Source organism: Streptomyces sp. NPDC048481, assembly GCF_043200075.1.
In the GTDB taxonomy this organism is placed as follows: domain Bacteria; phylum Actinomycetota; class Actinomycetes; order Streptomycetales; family Streptomycetaceae; genus Streptomyces.
On record NZ_JBICXC010000004.1, the window covers coordinates 449834 to 468711 of the forward strand.

Here is an 18878-nt window from a genome sequence, read left to right on the forward strand (position 1 = left end):
TCAGGCTCCTGTCATGAGGGCGCTGTTGACGAGGTCGAGGAACTCGCGGGGCGTCTTGGAGCGTTCGGCGTCGGGAGGCATCGGCGTGCTGTACCGGTTCTCCAGCTCGCCCACGATGCCGAGCAGCCCCAGCGAGTCCACGCCGAGGGTGTCGAAGCCGGTCTCCGGCTCCCGCAGCCGGTCCGGGGCGACGGTGACGCCGGCGGACTTCTTCATGAGTTCGGCCAGCTCTTCCACGGTGATGCGGTCGCTCATCGGTTCCTCTTCTCTCCTGGCTGAGCGTTGTCTCCTGGCTGGGCGGCGCCTCGCTACGAGGCGTCGGCGGCGCCGTGCCGGAGCACCAGCGCCGAGTTCGACCCCATGAGTCCCCGGCTCAGGACCAGTGCCGTGCGCACCTCGGCGGTGCGGGCGCGGCCGGTCACGAGGTCGAGGTCATGGCAGACGTCGAAGACGTTGGGGGTCGGGGGGATCAGGCCGTTCTCCATCGTGAGCACGGCCGCCGCGGCGTCCGTGAGCGGCGCCGCGCAGTACCCCCGCCCGATGCCGGTCTTCGGCGCCGTGACGGGCACCCGGGCCCCGTGCGGGCCGAGCGCGTCGACGATGGCCAGCGCCTCGGCGCGGTCCGCCTCCGGGACGCCGAGGGCGTCGGCGAAGACCACGTCGATCTCCTCCGGGGCACAGCGGGCCTCCTCCAGGGCTCCCCGGACGGCCTGGGCGAGCCCTTCCCGGGACTCGGCCCAGCGCGAGGCGCCGGTGAAGGTCGCCGCGTGTCCGGCGAGGACGGCCCGCGTCCGCGCCCCGCGCGCCCGGGCGGTCCCGGCGGCCTCGACCACCACCATGGCCCCGCCCTCGGCCGGCACGAACCCGCAGGCCGCGGAGGTGAACGGGCGGTAGGCGCGGGTCGGGTCGTCGACCGTGGAGAGTTCCTCGTAGCCGAGCTGGCAGACGACGGAGTACGGGGCGATCGGGGCCTCGGTCGCCCCGGCGACGATCACGTCGGTGCCGCGGCGCACGGCGCGCGCCGCGTGGGCGAGGGCGTCCAGGCCGCCGGCCTCGTCGGCGGCGACGACCGAGCAGGGGCCCTTGAAGCCGCGGCGGATGGAGATCTGGCCGGTGCTCGCGGCGTAGAACCAGGCGATGGACTGGTAGGGGCCGACGTGGCGGCTGCCTTTGCTCCACAGCTGCTGAAGTTCGCGCTGGCCGAACTCGCCGCCGCCGGAACCGGCCGCGGTGACCACGCCCACGGAGTACGGCGCGGCGTCGGTCTCGGCCCGGCTCAGGCCCGCGTCCTCCAGCGCCTGGTCGGCGGCGGCCATCGCGAAGTGGGTGAACCGGTCGGTCTGGACGAGGTAGCGCTCCTCGACCGCGGCGGACGGGTCGAAGTCGCGGATCTGGCCCGCCACCCGCAGCGGCAGGTGCTCGCAGCCCTCGCGCGTGACCCGGTCCAGAACGCTGATGCCCTCCTTGGTGGACTTCCAGAAGGTCTCCGTGCCGGCGCCGTTGGGCGCGACCACGCCGATTCCCGTGACGACCGGGCGCCGTTGAAGGGGTTCGCTCATCGTGTCTTCTCCCTCGGCCGGTTCATGACCACCGCGGACTGGAAGCCGCCGAACCCGCTGCCCACCGAGAGCACACTGCTCAGCCTGCGCTCGCGGGCCACACGGGGGACGTAGTCCAGGTCGCACTCGGGGTCGGGCGTCTCGTAGTTCGCGGTCGGCGGCACGACCTGGTGCGCCAGCGCCAGGACGCAGGCGACGAGTTCGATCGCCCCGATCGCGCCCAGGGAGTGGCCCACCATGGACTTGATGGAGCTCATCGGGGTGTCGTAGGCGTGCGCGCCCAGGACCCGCTTCACGGCGGCGGTCTCGTGACGGTCGTTCTGCTTGGTGCCCGACCCGTGCGCGTTGACGTAGTCGATCGCGCCGGCGTCGACGCGGGCGTGGTCGAGGGCGTCCTCGATGGCCCGTGCCATCTCCAGGCCCTCGCTGGTCAGGCCGGTCATGTGGTAGGCGTTGCCGAAGGTGGCGTACCCGCCCAGCTCGCAGTAGACGTGGGCGCCGCGGGCGCGGGCGTGCTCCAGTTCCTCCAGGACGAGCACGGCGCCGCCCTCGCCCATCACGAACCCGTCGCGGTCGGCGTCGAAGGGACGCGAGGCGTGGGCGGGGTCGTCGTTGTTGCAGGAGGTCGCCTTGATCGCGTCGAAGCACGCCATGGTGATCGGGGAGATCGGCGAGTCCGAGGCGCCGGCTATGCAGATGTCGGCCCGGCCCTCCTCGACGGTGTGGAAGGCGTAGCCGACCGCGTCCAGTCCGGAGGTGCAGCCGGTGGAGACGGTCTGCACCGGGCCGCGCGCCCCGAAGCGCTCCGCCACCGTGGAGGCCAGCGTGCTGGGGGTGAACGCGCGGTGCAGGTGCGGGGCCGCCTCGCGGTGGTCCACGTCCCAGCGCTGCCCGCCGTGGCTGACGAGGACGTAGTCCTTCTCCAGCCGGGTGGTGCCGCCGACCGCGGTGCCCAGGGAGACGCCGACCCGCCAGGGGTTCTCGGCCGCGAGGTCGAGACCGGCGTCGCGGACCGCCTCGTCTCCGGCGACCATGGCGAACTGGATGTAGCGGTCGCACCGTTCGGCGTCGCGGGCGTCCAGGCCGTGGGCCGCCGGGTCGAAGTCGCACTCGGCGGCGATCCGCGAGCGCAGGCCGGCCGGGTCGAAGAACGTGATGCCGCGCGTCGCCGTGCGCCCCTCGGCCAGGAGCTTCCAGAACGCCGGCACGCCTATGCCGCCGGGGGCGACGATGCCTATGCCGGTGACCGCGACGCGTCTGGTCATGACCGCACCTGACGTCGTGCGGCCGCCTCGGAGCCGATCACCACCGGCTCGGCGTCGGCTTCCTCGGTGTCGACGTGGCCGAGCGGCGGGGTGGGCGCCAGCGGACCGAGGTGGAAGACCATGCGGGCCTCGACGTTGCCGACGTTGCGGAAGCGGTGCCGCATGCCGACGGGGATCATCAGCCCCTGCTCGGGCTGGAGGGCCTGCGCCTCGCCGTCGAGGTCCACCTCCAGCTGTCCGCACACCACGTAGACGAACTCCTCGGAGTACGGGTGGTAGTGCTCGGCGATGCGGTCGCCCGGCTTGATGAGGGCGACGCCCATGAAACCGCTGGTCGAGCCGACCGTGGCGGGGGTGAGCATGGCGCGCAGGTCGCCGCCGCGGCGGGTGTTGGGCTCGACCTCGCTGAGATCCACGACTCTGGGACGGGATGTGATCACGACGTTCCTCCGATGGTGTACTGCGCCGGCGTGGGTGGGGCGGGGGGCCCGCCCCCGCCCACGTGATGGGGGATCAGGCCTCGGGCGACCGGCGGTCGGTGACGAGGTCCATGCGCGCGAGCTCCAGGAACCGCGCGAGCCGGACGTCCTTCGCGGCGGACCGGTCGGGCGCGCCCGCGTCGTCCTGGAGCAGGGTGAGCTCGGCCACCTGCTCCGGGTCGGCCAGGCCGAGGGCCTGCACGGGGTGGGCGCCGTCGAGCCCGCCGCGCACGTCGATCAGCCGGACGACGACGTCGTCGCGCTGGAAGATCGTGCTGCGCAGGACCGGGTTGCCCGGGTCGTCCGCGGCCGCCTCGTCCTGCCGGGCGAGCAGCTCGGCCAGCTTCATGCCGCGGTCCGGCCGGGTCGGGTAGCACAGGGCGTAGCGCTCGGCCCGCTCGTCCTGCCGGTCCGCCGTCACGTGGTGGACGGCGGGCAGCGCGGCCCGGGTGAAGAACACCCGCGCGGACTCGGGGTCGTTGAGGTCCCGGTCCTGCTCCAGGTAGGGGTTGATGGCCTCCTCGACGGCCCGCACCTCGGGCTGGCGGGAGACGTGGCGCAGCGCGGACAGCAGGTCGCCCCGCACCTCGATGGCCCGCACGACGCGGTTGCCGTGCATGAACAGCGAGGTGCGGCACAGCCGGGTGGTGTCGTCGACCTGCGGCTCGGGCGAGGCGTAGTCGGCGAGGATCTTGGCAACGATGTCTTCGCTGCCCGGCTTGACCGTGAAGGTCAGCGCGTGCCGGATCATGCCGTCGCCGATGCGGGGCGACGACTGCAGGCGGCGCTTGCCCTGGTCGCCGGGGGCCGGGCCGCCCGTCTCGCGGACGACGTGGAAGCGCAGCGACCTGGTGTCGCGCACGCAGCTGTGCAGCGGCTCCACCATCCGCACGTGCTCCTCGCTGTTGACCCAGGCGAGGAACGGCGGGGCGCTCTCCCACTCGCTGGTGATGAGCCACTGGGAGGGGTTCTCGATGGACTGGCACAGCTGGTCGCTGACATGTCCGGGGACGGACGCGACCTGGTTGCAGAGCTGCTCGTAGGCCTCCAGGAACTGCTGCTGAGCTCCGTCGTAGACGTCGACCAGGAGGACGACGCGAAGGCGGGAGCCGTCGAACACGGACTGGGAGACGCGTTGCGACGCCTGTCGCGTCCGCGAGCCTGCAACACGTTCGGACGTGGTGGTCATCCTGCGCACATCTCCTTCACGGAGGGGGAAGTGAACGTCGGCCGCGGTGATGCGACGTCAGCGTTCCTCGATCCTGTGCCCGTCCCCGCGAGCGCGCGAGTCGGATGAACTACGCGGGTGACCGGCCGGGTGAACGTCAGACGAGATGAGCGAAGACGACCAGGTTGTCCGTGTAGTCCTTGACCTGGCGGTCGTAGTCGCCCGCGCAGGTGATGAGACGGGCCTGGGCCTGCGCGGTGTCGCCGTACACCCGTTCGCTGGGGAAGTCGTCCTTGGCGAAGGTCTCCACGCTGTCGACCCGGAAGGTCGCCCGGGTGCCGTCGGCCCGCATCACGTGGAACAGGTCGCCCTTGGCCAGTTCGCCGAGGCGCACGAAGACGGCCGGGGACGTCTTGGTGTCGACGTGTCCGGCGATGATCGCGGTGCCCGTCTCCCCGGGGGAGGCGCCCTTGGCGTGCCAGCCGACGAGGTTGACGTCGCTCGCCGGGGGCGGGTTCAGCCGTCCGCTGGGGCCGATGGCGAGGTCGGTGAAGGGGGCGTCGACGGCGATCTTGGGGATGAGCAGGCGTACGGGGCGGGAGCGCGGCAGGTGCTTTCCGACCGCTCGGCCGTCGGACGCCGGCGGGGCCTGCGCCTCCGGCGCGTCCCCCGCGGGGCCGTCCGGTGCGGGGTTCGCGGGGGCCGAGGCGGCGGGCGGGGCGTGCGGCGGGCTGGCCGATCCGGAGGGGGCGTCGTTGCCGCCGGCCAGGCCGAGCGCCACGACCACGGCGATCGAGGCGCAGATCATCATCAGGCCGGTGCGGGAGCCCCCTTCTTCGGCGGATCCCGGCTCACCGCCGGAGGGGCCGGAGGGGGAAGGAGAGGAGGACGGGGGGACTGCCATCGGGGATTACCTCACTCGGGCGCGCGGCGGGTGCGGGGCGGGGCCGCGGGAGGCGGACCGGGCCGCCGCGCGGGGCGCGCGGCGGCCGCGGCTTCGCGGTCGCGGCCGGCAGGGGTCAGGCCGCGCCTGCGGCGGCCCTCACCGTCTCGGGGCGGCGCGAGGCGTGCGGGCCGGCGCCGGTCGGGGCGAGGGCGCCGGGTCCGCCGGCGGCGAGGTAGGGGCCCGCGAGGGCGCCGCCCGTGTGCGTGCGGCCGTAGGACCCGTCCGGCTCGTCCTTCCGGCCGTCGCCGTCGTGCCGGTCGCGCTCGCCGGACCGGGAGCCGCCGCCCGTGCCGGTGGAGGAGGCGTCCTCGCCGTGGGACGAGCCGTCGTGGTCCCGGCCGCCGTCGGCCGCGTGGGCGCCGGGAGCGCCCGGCGCGAGGGCGGCCGGGGCGGCCGGGGTGGTGCGAGCAGATCGCATCTGATGGTCCTTCCGTCACGACCGGGCAGCCGACACGACGTCAGCTCGACGGGCCCGTCCGGGACGTGATCCACCGTCAGACAGTGTGCACCGCGGCACCACTCGGGGCGTTCACACGGGTGAAGCGCGCGGCCTCGCGGGACCTTCAGGAGAGCGAGAGTCCGGCGGTCAGGACCTGGCGCAGCGTCGATTCGGCCTCCCGGTCCGGGCCCTGCGCACGCCAGGCCACGAATCCGTCGGGCCGGACCAGCACGGCGCCGCCGCGGGCCGTGCCGTGCCGCCCCGCCCAGTCGGCGCCGCCCTCCGCGACCAGGTCGGCGCCGTCCTCCGTTCCCACCCGGTACGAGCGGAGCGGAAGGGCGAGTTCCGCGGCCAGCCGCCCCGCGGCCTCGTGCCAGCCGCCCGGCTCCCCGGCGTCGCTGAGCAGGACCAGGGTCCGCTCGTAGAGGTCGAGGGTGGAGATCCGCTCGCCGCCGCGGCGCACCCACAGGTGGGGCGCCCGGCTTCCGGGGCCGCCGTTCAGGTCGAGGCCCTCGGGGACGACCGGGACCTCGGGGTCCGCGCCGACGACGGCGCCCTTCGGGTAGCGGTAGCCGAGGGCCACGTTGAGGATGCCGCGCTGCGGGCCGCCCCCTCCGGAGCCGGCCGGCGCGGCGAACCCGGGGTGGCTGTGCTCGGCGGACCTGACGGCGGCACGGGCGCTGGTGGCCTCCGCGACGGGCCGGCGCTCGGCGTCGTAGGTGTCCAGCAGCCCCTCCCCCGCCCAGCCGTCGAGCACCGCGGCGAGCTTCCAGGCGAGGTTGTGGGCGTCCTGGATCCCGGTGTTGGACCCGAAGGCACCGGTCGGGGACATCTCGTGGGCCGAGTCGCCGGCCAGGAACACCCTGCCGGACCGGTAGCTGCGGGCGACCCGCTGCGCGGCGTGCCACGGCGCCCTGCCGGTGATCTCCACGTCGAGGTCCGCCACCCCGACCGCCCGCCGGATGTGCTCGACGCACCGCTCCTCGGTGAACTCCTCCAGGGTCTCCCCCCGTTCGGGGTGCCAGGGGGCGTGGAAGACCCACTTCTCGCGGTTGTCCACCGGCAGCAGCGCGCCGTCGGCGTCCGGGCTGGTCAGGTAGCAGACGATGAAGCGGCGGTCGCCCACGACGTCGGCGAGGCGGCGGGAGCGGAACGTCAGGCTGACGTTGTGGAACAGGTCGCCCGGCCCGCTCTGGCCGATGCCGAGCTGTTCGCGGACGGGACTGCGCGGGCCGTCGGCGGCGACGAGGTAGTCCGCGCGCACGGTGATGTGCTCACCCGTCTCGCGGCTCTTCGCCACGGCGGTGACGCCGTCGGCGTCGGTCTCGAACGACATCAGCTCCGTGGAGAACCGCAGGTCGCCGCCGAGCCGCCGGGCATGGTCGAGCAGGACCGGCTCCAGGTCGTTCTGGCTGCACAGGCACCAGGAGCTGGGGCTGAAGCGGGCCAGTCCGCCGCCCGGGTCGATGTCGCGGAACAGCCACTCGCCCGCGTCGCCGACCAGGGTGGGCGTCTGAAGGATGCCGTGGTTGTCGGCGAGGGTGGCCGCCGCGTCCTGGATGTCCCGCTCGACGCCGGCCACCCGGAACAGCTCCATCGTGCGGACGTTGTTCCCGCGGCCGCGGGGGTGGATGGAGGTGCCGGCGTGCCGTTCCACCAGCAGGTGCGGCACGCCGAGCCTGCCCAGGAACAGCGAGGTCGCCAGGCCGACCAGGGACCCGCCGACGATGAGGACCGGGACCCTGAGGACGGGCGGGCCGGTCGGTTCTTCTCGTTCCTTCATCACGTTCGCCTCCAGCGCGTCGATTCCGCCGACCCGGCCGGATACGGCGGAGATCCTCATGCATGCCCCGTGGAGCTGACGGCTCCTCAGGCTTCACCCGCCTGCGTCGTGCAGCCGGCGGGTCCGCCGCCGGCCGCGCCGGGCGGACGGAACCGCGAGAAACGCTGAGCACGGGGCCCGGCTCGGCTAGCCTCGATCTCCCGCCCTGTGCGAACTGAGTTACGACGAACATCACTTCGGGAGTTCCGTGTCCGACCAGCTGCCGTCCCCACCGAACTCCACGGCGGAAGAGGCCGCCGCGCTCCGCCGGACCGGGGCCTCACCCCTGCGGACCGGCGACCCGGACCGGGTCGGGCCCTTCGTGCCGGTGGCGCTCCTCGGCAGCGGCGGGATGGGCCGCGTCTATCTGGCTCGGGCCGCCGACGACGCGCCCGGCCTCTTCGCGGTGAAGGTGATCCGTCCGGAGTACGCCGAGGACGTCCGCTTCCAGCGCCGCTTCGAACGCGAGGCGGCGGTGCACGGCCGGCTCGGTCCGCCGCACGCCCCCGGCTTACGCGGGACCGGCTGGGACGACCGGCTGCTGTGGATGGCCACCGAGTACGTCCCCGGTCTCGATCTCGCCGACGCGGTGCGCGGCGGCGGGGCGCTGCCGACGGCCGCCGTGTGGCGGCTGACCGCCGAGCTGGCGCGCGCGCTGACCGCGCTCGCCGCGGCGGAGGTGGTCCACCGGGATCTGAAGCCGTCCAACGTGCTGGTGTCGGCGCAGGGCGCGTACGTCATCGACTTCGGCATCTCCAAGGCGCTGGACGCCAGCGCGATCACCGGCACCGGCAACCGGGTGGGGACCGCGGCCTACATGTCCCCGGAGTACCTGAGGACGGGTCACTGCGACACGGCCTCCGACGTGTTCTCGCTGGCCGGCACGCTGCTCTACGCGGCGACCGGACGGGCCCCGTTCGGCGACGGCACGGGGGTGGACGTGATGCACCGGGTGGCCTTCGAGGAACCGAACACGGAGGTGACGGCCGCGGTGGCGGCGGCCGACCCGGAGCTGGGCGCGCTGCTGACCGCCTGTCTGGCCAAGGAACCCGGACTGCGCCCCGCCCCGCGGGACCTGATCGACGCGGTCGGGGCCCGCGCCGCGGCGGCCGGCTGGCCGGAGCCGCTGCGCAGCGCGGTGCAGGCCCGGCAGCACGCCTACGAGACCCTGTACCGTCTTCCCGTCGAACGCGCCGCCGGCCTGCGCCCCGCCGAGCACCGGGCGGGGCGGGCGGCCGGGCCCGCGGAGCCGCCGTCCGGGCCCCGGCCGGGGACCCCGGCGCCGTCCGGCCACGCCTCCCCGGAAGGGGCCCCGGCGCCGGCGGGCGCGCAGTCCGCCGCCGTGGCGGCGTCGCCCGCGCCGGCGGCCGGGCCCCGGGCGCGGCGCAGGCGGGTCGCGGCCCTCGCCTCGGTCGCCGTCCTGTGCGCGGTCGCGGCCGGCGCCTTCTCCCTCATGCACGACGACGACCCGCCGACCGCCTCGCCACGGGCCTCCGAATCGCCGTACGGCAGCGACGCGGGCGGGATTCCCGCGACCGGCGTCCGCGGCGGCACGCCCTCGTCCAGCGCCAGGGAACGTGCCTCCGTCGCGGGTTCGTCGAACGGGCGGGCCGACGTCGTCACGGCCGAGGAGGACGCCGCGCCGTCCCGCTCCGCGTCCTCGCCCCCGGCGGCCGGCCCGGGGAGCGCGCCCTCCGCCCCCGCCGGTGACGTCTCCGCTTCCGCCTCCCCGAGCCCCTCCCCCGACGCCACGCCCCTCGAGCCGGGCACGCCGCCCTGGATCGCCCACTGCGCGTACTACGCGGGCAGTGGCCGCACGAGCCTCGGCGACACCGGCAAGCGGGTGCGGCAGGCGCAGTGCATGCTCACCGAACGCGGCTACGGCGTGGGCGCCTCCGGCGTCAACGGCTCCTTCGGCGAGGACACCGAGGCGGCCGTCCGCGGCTTCCAGAGCGACCGGGGGCTGAAGGCCAGCGGCGTCGTCACGAAGGCCACCTGGGCGGCGCTGCGCGCGCAGGACTGACGGGCGGGGCAACTCGACGGGCGGGGCGGCTCAACAGGTCAGGTAGAAGCGGACCGTCGTGCCGTCGTCGCCGGTGTGCTGCCGCACCAGGTCCGCCACGTAGTGCACCAGCATCAGGCCGCGCCCGCCGATCTGGCCCCGGGCGGGCGGCCTGCGGCCGGCCAGCGGGTCCGTCAGCCGGCCGGAGTCGCGGACCTCGCACACGAGTCGGCCCGCCTCGGCCCAGACCGCGAGCGTGCCGTGTCCGCCGCCGTGCACCACGCTGTTCGTGGTCAGCTCCGCCACCGCCAGTTCGGCGTCCTGGAGCCGCTGCCCGCCGAGGCCGAGCCGGCCGGCCTGCTCGACCGTGAAGGCGCGGGCCGTGTACAGGTTGCCGGCGTCGAAGGAGAGCACCGCCGCGTCCGCCGCGGGCTCCAGCGCCTCGTTGTAGCGGTCGACGACGGAGCGCCAGTCGTAGACGTCGCTGGTCCGGCGTCCGTCACGGGACACGATCACCGGGTGGGTGACCGCCGCGTCGGCGAGGGCCGTCTCGTCCAGGTGCTCCTCGTCGTAGGGGCACAGGATGGTGACCGCGCGGCCCTCGAAGGCCGCGTTGATCAGCGCCTCGTGCTGCGCGCACGCCGGGTACTCCAGCGCGCTGCGGCCCGCCCAGACCGGCTCGCCGATGATCCGCGCGCGCGTGTCCGGATGGGCGTCGGCGAACGAGCGGAGCACTCCGGGGATGATCCGGCCCGGGTTGCGGCCGGCCATCGTCATGTCGAGCATCAGGACGTCCTCGGCGTCGTCGCCCAGCGCCGTCCTGATCAGTTCCAGACGGGGGCCGGGCACGGCCACCGCCGCCGGCTCGCCGAGGTCCAGGCCCTCCCGGACGAACGACACCGTACGGTCCACGTACTCCCGCTCGCCGCGGTAGAACAGCGCGGGATGGTCGAACGCCTCGTCGGTCACGACCGTGCTCATCGCGGCGCCACCTCGATCCGGTGCAGGCCCGGCCAGAACAGGCCCAGCACGCGCGGCACCTGCGGCGGCGGATGCTCGACGACCATGCGACCGCCGGGCAGGCGCAGCGCGGTGACGGCGAGCGCCGCGACTCCGGCCACGTCGACGAACCCGACTTCCGACAGCTCGACGTAGGACACGCCTTCGTGGCGCCGGGCGAGGCCCGCCAGCGCGGCTTCCCACGGCGAGCGGGTGATCTCGCTGATCTCACCCCTGGCACGAATGCCGGGCCGGCCGGCCAGCGGGCCGACCTCCAGCGCGGCCCCGCCGCGCACCGGCTCGCTCCCGCCGGCTCTCTGCGAGGGGTCCGCCACCCGTGTCCTCCTTGATGTCCTCGGGTCGTCCCGCCGCACCGGGGTCCCGCCCCCGGACGGCCGCCGCCCGCCCTGTCAGCCTAACGCGGGCCCCGGCGTCGCCGCCGCCGTGTCCGGGGGTTGCGTTCGACCGCGTTCGACCCGGCACGGCTTCCCCCGGGGTCCGCCGGGCCTCCGTCCGGCGTCCGTCGACGCGCCGGTGGACTCCTCGCGCGCGAAGTAGCGTGACCCGCACGGTGACATGGTCCGACCGGGGGTGACGCGATGTGCTGGAGTGCGACGGCCGATCTGGTGGCGGGCGCGGGAGTGGCCGCCGTCGGGGTGGCCTGTGTGACGCGGGTGCGCGACGGCAGGGACCTGCCCCTCGCCGCGCTGCCGCTGCTGCTCGGCGCGCACCAGCTCATCGAGGCGGCGGTGTGGCACGCGGGCGGCGGCGACGGGGCCGCCACGGTCGCCTGGGCGGTCGTCGCGCTGCCGCTGCTGGCCGTGTGGGTGCCCGCGGGCGTGTGGGCGGCCGCACCGGACGGGGCGCGGCGTCGGGGGCCGGCGTGCGCGCTCGCCGTCGGCCTGGCCACGGCCGCCGTGCTCGCGTACGGGATCGCCACCGGGCCGGTGACGGCCGAGATCCGCGGCCACACCGTCGGCTACCGCCTCGACGTGCCGCATCCGCCGCTGCTGGTGGCAGGCTACCTGCTGGCCACCGTCGGCTCGCTGCTGCTCTCCGGCGACCGGCGACTGCTGGTGCTGGGGGTGGTGGCCGGCGCGGGCGCAGCGATGTGCTTCGCGCTGTGGCGCCTCGAGTTCGTCTCGACCTGGTGCGCTTTCGCGGCGGTGTGGTCGGTGCTGCTGTTCGACTGGGTCCGTCGCCGGCCCGCCGCGCGCGGGCTCACGGCGCGCACCCCGTGACGTCGTCCTCGCACTCGCCGGGGGTGACGGCGTTCAGGCGCCACAGGACGATGCCGTCGAGCGGGGCGGGCGTGATGCGGACCGTGAACGCGACGCCCGCGGGGACGTCGAACCGGTCGCCCTCGCGGTCGCCGCACCGCACCTCGCCCGCGTCGCGCCGCGTACCCCGCTCCAGGGTCACGGTCAGGGTGTGCGGCACGGGCGCCTGACAGGCGAGGGTGAGGGCCCGGGGTCCGTCGGCCGTGCCCGCGAACGTCCGGTCGAACCCCCGGATCGCGTTCGCCGTGCCGGCGTCGAGCAGAGCGGCGCCCTCGGGCTCGACGGCGTCGAGCGCGCGGTCGGCCCGCCGCAACGCCTTCTCCTGGTCGTCCTTGCCCTCCCAACCGGGCGACGACGCGGGCGGGGCCGCGTCGTCGTCGGCGGACTGCGCGCACCCGCCCGTCACCGCCGCCGCCAGAGCGAGGACGGCTGACGGGACGACGGCGGGGACGCGCCTGCGCGCGGTGCGGGTGGTCGGGGCGGTGCCGGATCCGGTCATCGCCCCATTGTGGCCGAGGTGACGGGGCCTCAGGAGTGTGGCGTCAGACGGAAGGTCTGGGCGGCCGAGCCGTCGCAGGTGCGCTGCACCAGGGCGACGCCGTCGGCCGAGCCGCCCGTGGTGCTCAGACACTTGCCGCTGTGCCGTGCGGTGAAGCGGTATCCGCCGCCCGGCTCCGGCACGGGCAGCCACTGCTGGTTGCCGCCACCGCCGTAGGACCACAGTTGCAGGGGCGCCCCGTCGGCGCCCGAGACGCCGGTGACGTCCACCACCTGCTGCGGGTTGCCGCGGATCTCGATCCGGGCGTAGCCGCTGTCGGTGGGGCGGAACCGGAACTGCTGGGCCGTGGTCCCGTTGCAGGTGTACTGCTGGATCACCGTGCCGTCGGCCGTGGCGGCCGACCGGGCGTCCACACAGTCGCCGCTCGCGGTGTCGGCCAGTGAGTACCACGTCGTCTGCGGGATCGGGTCGGGGGGCGCGGTGCCGCCGCCGGCGCCGCCGAGCCACTTGAGCCCGTCGATCAGGAAGCGGTTCTGCTCGGCGCTCGCGAACGTCGAGGACAGCCTGGTGTTCGTGGCGTAGTCCATGGCGTTGTGCCCGAAGTTGGCGTACAGCATCCGGTACCTGGTGTTGGTCCACAGGATCGGGTAGTAGCCGCTGTACCAGGACTGGCCGGGGTCCGTGCCGAGCGGGAAGCTCGACGGGTCGACGGAGGCCAGGATCTTGATGTCCGGTTCCTCGCGCAGGTCGTTGGACCAGCTGTACCACTCGCTGACCGCCGAGGTGAACGTGGCGGGCAGCCCGGCGGTGGCGGGGTGGGCGCGGTCCTCGGTGCGCAGCACGGCGGTGGTCGGTCCCCAGGTGTTGCTGCGGAAGTCGCCGCTGCCGAGGAACTGGTCGTAGTACCAGGGCCAGGACCGGGCGTCGGTGGTGAACGCCGAGACGTGGAAGCCCATCCAGGCGCCTCCGGCCCGCATGTACCGCTCGAAGCCCGCTCGTTGCGCCGCCGACTGCGGGGCGTCGTCGAGGAACAGGACGACCTGGTAGGCGTTCACGCCGCCGTTCGCGAGCAGGTCCCAGTCGGTGCTGGAGGTGTAGGTGAAGCCGTTCGCCGCGGCGGTGCGCGGGAACCACCGGTCGGCTTCGTCGACGAAGTCGATGTGCGCGGCGTCCCAGGTCCCGCTGTGCAGGGCGAGGACCTTGAAGGGCGACGCCTGGGCCGCCGCGGGGGCGGTGGGGCCGGCGTGGGCCGGGACGGTCGGTCCCAGCATCGCCGCCAGCAGGGCCGTCAGGCCGAGCAGTCGTGCCGCGAGCCGCCTCACGGGTAGCTCACCAGGTTCGCCACGTTGGATGCCGGATTTGAGGGTCCGCCGCGGTCGTTGACGACGTGCCGGATGGTGCCGGTGCCGCCGAGCGAGACGGTCACCATGTTCTGGAAGCGGACGTTCGGGTTGTTCGGCGCCTCGATGGCGTGCTCCGCGGTGACCGCGGGGTTGACGTTGAAGTAGCAGTAGCTGCCCAGCCCGTAGGCCTGGTGGCTGGTCACCGAGTTCGCGACCTTGTAGGCGGCGTAGCCCTGGGTGGCGCCGTTCATCCAGGCCGCCTGGTTCGGCGGGTCGTACGGCATCTCGTTCTGGTAGAAGTACGTCCGGCCGCCGTTGCCGTTCCAGACGGTCTGGTGCTTCTGGTAGTGCTCCACGAACAGGCCGTACATGGTGACGTCGTCGCCGTTGACGACGAGTCCGGTGTCGGCGGTGTTGGTGTTCCAGCCGACCCCGCTGCCGTGGTCGGCGCGCCAGATCCACATGTGGTCGCCGATCACGTCGTCGCTGTTGACGACGAGGCTGGTGGCCGCCCTGCCCACCGCGGCGCCGCCCACCCGGAAGTACACGTCGTGCAGGGACGTGGGGTCGGCCGAGTGGTCGGCGGCGGAGCCGGCCGGGCCGAGTTCGAGCAGGGACTGCGAGCTGGTCGTCCCGGCGTCGAAGAGGACGCCCGCGATCTTCACGCCGTCGACGTCGGCGACGGTCATGGCGGTGACGCCGTTGTCCGGGACGAAGGTGGCGAGGCCCAGGCCGAGGACGACGGTGTCCGGGCGGGTCACCCGCAGGGTCTGGTTCAGGTGGTAGACGCCGGGGGTGACCAGCAGGTTCTTGCCGTCGGCGAGAGCGGCGTTCACCTGGGCGGCGGTCGCTCCGGGCTTGACGACGAAGAACTGGTCGAGGCCGAGCGAGGCGCCGGCCGCGGTCCCGCCGGCCCAGCTGACGCCGGAGGAGGCGGTCCGCACGGACGGCACGAACACCTTGTAGGCGCCGGCCGCGTCGACGTACAGGAAGGGCTTCTCCCGGACCTTCGGGGTCTGGTTCACGGTGGTGTAGGGCGGGTTGGGGAAGCTGTTGCCGGGCACGCCCTGGCTGCCGACGAAGACCATGTTCCAGTTGGAGCCGGTCCACGAGCCGAGCTGGGAGTTGCGGGTGAGCCACTGCTGCTGGGTGCCGGAGCGCACCTGGCCGTCGATCCTGCTGTCGGCCATGAACCCGCCGCTGGACCAGCCGCCGTCGCTCAGCTCCAGGTTGCCGCGCACGTGCATGCGCCGGTATCCGGACGCCTGCGACACGGCCCACCGGTCGGTGCCTCCGACGGGGTTGACCGACAGGTTCTCGGCACCGCGCCAGAAGTTCTGGGTGGCGTTCTGCGGCGGGAACCAGTCGGCCTCCACGTGCACGGCGCCGTTGACCGTGACCGAGTCCGGCGACTGTCCGAGGCCCAGCACCTGGGTGTAGAAGCCGACGTTGACGTCGTTGCTGTACGTGCCCGGCTTGAACATCACCGCGTAGCGCTGGGAGCCGAACTGGTTGGTCTCCTGCTGCTGGAAGATCGAGTTCAGCCGGCTCTGGATGGTGGACGACGGCATGGACGGGTCGAACACGACCACGTTGGGGCCGAGGTCGACGTCTCCCGGCGCGGTGCTCACGGGCGCGACCTGGAAGCGCTGCGCCGCGGTGCCGTTGCAGGCGTACTGCACGAGCTGGACGCTGTCGGCCGTCGATGCGGACGGCACGTCGAGGCACTTGCCGCTGTTGCGGTTGACGAAGTGGTACGCCCCCGCCCCCTCGTCCACGGCCTGCCACTGCTGGTTCGCGCCGCCGGCGTACGTCCACAGGTGCACGGCCGCGTTGTCGGCGGTGGAGACGTCGCTGACGTCCGCGACCTGCTGGGGGTCGTTGCGGTTGCCGATCCGCACGTAGCCGTCGCCGGTGGAGGTGAAGCTCCACTGCTGGGCGGTGGTGGTGTTGCAGGCGTACTGCTGCACCGCGGTGCCGTTCGCGGTCGCGGCGGACCGGGCGTCCAGGCACTTGCCGCTGCCGCTGTTGACCACCGTGGACCAGCCGGTGGGCAGGGCGGCGGCGGCTTCGGCCGCTGCACGGGCGGGCTGGACGCCGGTGAGGACGCCGACGACCGTGGCGGCGGCCGCGCAGGCCGCGATCCAGGGGGCGGCGAGGGATGGTCGTGGGGACCGGAACATGTGTTCTCCCGTGGGGGGTGGGGCGGACCGGGACGGCGAGGCATGGGCACGAGCCCCCGGACAGGTCCGCGTAGGCATGCTCATGACAGATCTGACGACGGGCGGGGGACGGTCGGGGACGGTCACGGGGGCGCGGGCGATCAGGGCCTGAGCCGTCCTGAGCCGCCGGCGCGCCACCGTGACGGCCTGTCGGAGAGACGCGAACCAACCGTCGACGAGGCTTAGTTCATTACGTGATTTAAGGAGTGAGCAATCAGTGTGTCAAGGGTCCGGTCCATACCGGCTCCGGGATCGGGCTCGCCGGGACGGCCCGTCAGAGGCCGAAGCGGCCGTCGTCGAGCTCCGAGGCGGGCGGGGCCGCCCGGCCCGCGACCCGGCGGTAGGCGGCACGGGCGTGGACGACGCGCGCCAGCACCGTGCCGACCAGGGCGGCGGAGCACAGGCAGGTGAGCCAGAAGGTGTCGCGGGGCCCGGTCCAGGTGAGCGTGCCGGCCGGCGGCACGGCGAAGCCGTTGAGGATGAGCCAGCACAGCACGGCCGTGCCCGGCGCCGCCGTGAACCGGGCGCACAGCCCCAGCAGCGCCGCCAGCAGGGACACCGCCGCCAGCGCCCATCCGGGGCGGTCCGAGCCGACCAGCGCGTTGTGCGCCGCCACCAGGAGCGACGCGCCGCCGAAGGCCGTGACCCACACGACCGGGTTGGCGACGGGCTGGGGCACGGGTCTGGCGCCGGTCCTCAGGGACACCCACTCGATCACCGCGACGCCTCCTTCCGGTCCCCCGCGCGCACGGGCTGCCGGCCGCCACGGCGGCGTGGACCTCCCCCGCATTCTCCCACCGCCCGGCGACCGCCTTTCTGTCACCCCGTCAGCCCCGCCGCCCCGGCCGGGTGCCGTCCGAGGGCGGGCCGGGCTTCCGTGGGCCGGCGAGCGGGCCGCCGTCAGCCGTTCGAGAAGCGGCCCGCCTGGTCCAGGAGCCGCTCGGCGTCGTCGGTCGGGGGGTAGATCCACAGCCCGTTGATGTCCTGCTTGAGCTTCTTGGCCTCCGCCCCGGTCAGCGCGACCCGGCGGTCCCAGCCCTCGGTGTAGACGGCTCCGGCGGGGCCGAGGTCGAGGCAGGTGACATAGGGGTCGGGCGCGAAGGGCAGCAGGTCGCGGCCCAGCAGATCGGCAGCCACGTTGTGGCCGGCGAACTTGCCCATGGGCAGCGCGTGCTGACAGGACTGCGTGGTGGAACGGCCGTCGTCCGCGGGCGCGTTCGCGGTGTCGCCGGCCGCGTAGACGTCGGGCACGCCGACGACCCGCAGGTGCGCGTCCACGCTCAGCCGTCCCCACCGGTCGCGTTCGCCGGGGATCTGGGCGGTGAGGGGGCTCGCGGCCATCCCGGCCGTCCAGACGACGGTCGCCGCGGGGATCACCTCGCCGTCGGAAAGGGTGACGTCGCGCCTGGTCGCCGAGGTCACGGTGCGCCCCAGGCGCCGCTCGATCTTCAGCTCGTCCACGGCGTCCTCGATCACCGGCCGCGGGCCCGGTCCCAGCTCGGGGCCCAGGACGTCGGCCCGGTCGACCAGGACGATCCGGACCTCCTCCGCGGCGCCCTCGGTCGCGGCGAGCGCGCGGAGCCGTTCGCTCAGCGCGGTGGCGGCCTCCAGGCCGGTGAAGCCCGCGCCGACCACCACGGCGGTCCAGCGGCCCGGGAACTCGGCCTGTGCGGGCAGTCGCCGCAGGTGGCCGTCGAGTGCGGCGGCGGTGGCGAGGGTATCCACGTCGAAGACCTCCCGCGCGCCGGGGAAACGGGGCCGCACGAGCCGGCTGCCGGCGGCCAGCACCAGCCTGTCGTAGGCCAGGTCCAGCTCCTCGCCCTCCCGTCCGACGCCGCGCACGCTGTGCGCGGCGGTGTCCACGCCCGTGACGGTCGCCGCGATCCGGCGCACGCCGATCGGGCCGAGGACGCGGTCCAGGGCGACCCGCATGCCGTCGGGCGCGTCCTCGTACAGACGGGGGCGGACGACCAGGTCGTCGCCGCCGCTGACCAGCGTCACCCGGATGTCCTCGCCGGGGGCGCCCGCCTCGCGCGCCACGCGCACGGCGCCTGCCGCGCTCCACACGCCGGCGAAGCCGCCGCCGACGATCAGCACGTCCTTCATGGGGATCTCCGTTCTCGAGCCGAGTGATGAGCCGATGCGTCCCGGAAAGGGGGCGGCCGCCCCGACGGCCTCTCCCGGACGACCGCCGGACCCGCGGACCACGTCCGCAGACCTGAGACCTCGCAGACCTCGCGGACCCGCATCGGCAATTCTGGACATTACATATCCTGGATATTGAATGTCAAGATTTACTCGAGCCCGCCACCCCGTCGGCGACGAGGAGCCGCAGGTCAGCGACTATTGGCCGAGCCGGATCCTGGACAGGTAATGTCCGTAATATGCGAATGGCCAAAGGCGTCGAATGGGCGCTGCACACGCTCGTCAACCTCGACATGATCGGCGGCGGCCCGGTGGGCAGCGGCCAGCTCGCCGAGGCCCACGGCCTGTCGGCGTCCTACCTCAACAAGCAGTTGCAGCAGCTCGCCCGTGCCGGGCTCGTGGACTCGGTGCCGGGGCCGCGCGGCGGCTTCCGGCTGGCCAGGCCGCTGGAGGCGATCAGCCTGCTGGACGTGGTGGACGCCATCGAGGGGGACGCCGGGGCCTTCCAGTGCACCGAGATCCGCTGCTCCGGCAGGATCGGCGAGCTGTCACCGCCGCCGACCGGCGTCTGCGCCGTCAACGCGGCCATGCGCCGGGCGGAGCAGGCATGGCGGCAGGCGCTCGCGGCCCAGAGCCTCTCCGACATCAGGACCGAGCTGGACCGCTCCCCGATGGTCCGTCAGGTGGTGCGCACCGCGCTGGGCTGACGG

At 74.1% G+C, this 18878-nt stretch carries 18 protein-coding genes; 3 read left to right on the forward strand and 15 right to left on the reverse strand.

Annotated elements, in window-relative coordinates; genetic code table 11:
- From ACGFSH_RS16055 to ACGFSH_RS16090, 8 genes are all read right to left on the reverse strand, one after another.
- Positions 1-255, reverse strand: coding sequence for an acyl carrier protein (locus tag ACGFSH_RS16055; RefSeq protein WP_393348840.1), 255 nt, complete (start codon positions 253-255; stop codon positions 1-3).
- 53 nt (positions 256-308) lie between these two features.
- Positions 309-1559: a ketosynthase chain-length factor gene (locus tag ACGFSH_RS16060; RefSeq protein ID WP_393348842.1), complete on the reverse strand. Its 1251-nt coding sequence runs from the start codon at positions 1557-1559 to the stop codon at positions 309-311.
- Positions 1556-2824: a beta-ketoacyl-[acyl-carrier-protein] synthase family protein gene (locus tag ACGFSH_RS16065; protein WP_393348844.1), complete on the reverse strand. Its 1269-nt coding sequence runs from the start codon at positions 2822-2824 to the stop codon at positions 1556-1558. Before ACGFSH_RS16065 ends, ACGFSH_RS16060 begins: the two co-directional genes overlap by 4 nt.
- Positions 2821-3264, reverse strand: coding sequence for a cupin domain-containing protein (locus ACGFSH_RS16070; RefSeq protein ID WP_329407474.1), 444 nt, complete (start codon positions 3262-3264; stop codon positions 2821-2823). The genes ACGFSH_RS16065 and ACGFSH_RS16070 overlap by 4 nt, the downstream gene beginning before the upstream one ends.
- Positions 3265-3337: 73 nt before the next feature.
- Complete coding sequence (locus ACGFSH_RS16075; protein WP_393348846.1) at positions 3338-4492, reverse strand: SchA/CurD-like domain-containing protein; 1155 nt, start codon at positions 4490-4492, stop codon at positions 3338-3340.
- A 136-nt stretch (positions 4493-4628) separates the two neighbouring features.
- The gene (locus ACGFSH_RS16080) at positions 4629-5279 is read right to left on the reverse strand and encodes a class F sortase (protein WP_393349170.1); all 651 of its coding nucleotides are present in this window, start codon (positions 5277-5279) and stop codon (positions 4629-4631) included.
- A gap of 211 nt (positions 5280-5490) precedes the next feature.
- Positions 5491-5835 carry a hypothetical protein gene (locus ACGFSH_RS16085; protein ID WP_393348848.1) on the reverse strand — a complete coding sequence of 115 codons (345 nt, stop codon included), beginning with the start codon at positions 5833-5835 and terminating at the stop codon, positions 5491-5493.
- Between the two features lie 145 nt (positions 5836-5980).
- The gene (locus ACGFSH_RS16090; protein WP_393349172.1) at positions 5981-7639 is read right to left on the reverse strand and encodes an FAD-dependent oxidoreductase; all 1659 of its coding nucleotides are present in this window, start codon (positions 7637-7639) and stop codon (positions 5981-5983) included.
- A gap of 247 nt (positions 7640-7886) precedes the next feature.
- Between ACGFSH_RS16090 and ACGFSH_RS16095 the strand changes: the two genes are divergently transcribed.
- Positions 7887-9701: a protein kinase gene (locus ACGFSH_RS16095; protein WP_393348849.1), complete on the forward strand. Its 1815-nt coding sequence runs from the start codon at positions 7887-7889 to the stop codon at positions 9699-9701.
- Between the two features lie 30 nt (positions 9702-9731).
- Here the strand turns inward: ACGFSH_RS16095 and ACGFSH_RS16100 are convergent, their stop codons facing one another.
- Positions 9732-10661 carry an anti-sigma factor RsbA family regulatory protein gene (locus ACGFSH_RS16100; protein ID WP_393348851.1) on the reverse strand — a complete coding sequence of 310 codons (930 nt, stop codon included), beginning with the start codon at positions 10659-10661 and terminating at the stop codon, positions 9732-9734.
- A complete protein-coding gene (locus ACGFSH_RS16105) occupies positions 10658-11014 on the reverse strand; it encodes an STAS domain-containing protein (RefSeq protein ID WP_393348853.1) in 357 nt (118 codons plus the stop codon). The genes ACGFSH_RS16100 and ACGFSH_RS16105 overlap by 4 nt, the downstream gene beginning before the upstream one ends.
- Positions 11015-11278: 264 nt before the next feature.
- Here ACGFSH_RS16105 and ACGFSH_RS16110 point away from each other — a divergent pair, with 264 nt between their 5' ends.
- Positions 11279-11920: a DUF6629 family protein gene (locus tag ACGFSH_RS16110; RefSeq protein WP_393348855.1), complete on the forward strand. Its 642-nt coding sequence runs from the start codon at positions 11279-11281 to the stop codon at positions 11918-11920.
- Here the strand turns inward: ACGFSH_RS16110 and ACGFSH_RS16115 are convergent.
- The 5 genes from ACGFSH_RS16115 to ACGFSH_RS16135 all read right to left on the reverse strand — a co-directional run bounded on the left by ACGFSH_RS16115 (position 11901) and on the right by ACGFSH_RS16135 (position 18129).
- Positions 11901-12458 (reverse strand): hypothetical protein, encoded by a 558-nt coding sequence (locus ACGFSH_RS16115; RefSeq protein ID WP_393348857.1) that lies wholly within the window; start codon positions 12456-12458, stop codon positions 11901-11903. The genes ACGFSH_RS16110 and ACGFSH_RS16115 overlap by 20 nt on opposite strands.
- A 29-nt stretch (positions 12459-12487) precedes the next feature.
- Positions 12488-13729: an RICIN domain-containing protein gene (locus tag ACGFSH_RS16120; protein ID WP_393349174.1), complete on the reverse strand. Its 1242-nt coding sequence runs from the start codon at positions 13727-13729 to the stop codon at positions 12488-12490.
- Between the two features lie 47 nt (positions 13730-13776).
- A complete protein-coding gene (locus ACGFSH_RS16125; protein ID WP_393348858.1) occupies positions 13777-15984 on the reverse strand; it encodes an RICIN domain-containing protein in 2208 nt (735 codons plus the stop codon).
- A gap of 313 nt (positions 15985-16297) precedes the next feature.
- The gene (locus ACGFSH_RS16130; RefSeq protein ID WP_393348860.1) at positions 16298-16741 is read right to left on the reverse strand and encodes a hypothetical protein; all 444 of its coding nucleotides are present in this window, start codon (positions 16739-16741) and stop codon (positions 16298-16300) included.
- A 182-nt stretch (positions 16742-16923) separates the two neighbouring features.
- Positions 16924-18129, reverse strand: coding sequence for an NAD(P)/FAD-dependent oxidoreductase (locus ACGFSH_RS16135; RefSeq protein WP_393348862.1), 1206 nt, complete (start codon positions 18127-18129; stop codon positions 16924-16926).
- Between the two features lie 278 nt (positions 18130-18407).
- Between ACGFSH_RS16135 and ACGFSH_RS16140 the strand changes: the two genes are divergently transcribed.
- Complete coding sequence (locus ACGFSH_RS16140; RefSeq protein ID WP_393348864.1) at positions 18408-18875, forward strand: RrF2 family transcriptional regulator; 468 nt, start codon at positions 18408-18410, stop codon at positions 18873-18875.
- Positions 18876-18878 lie beyond the last annotated feature (3 nt).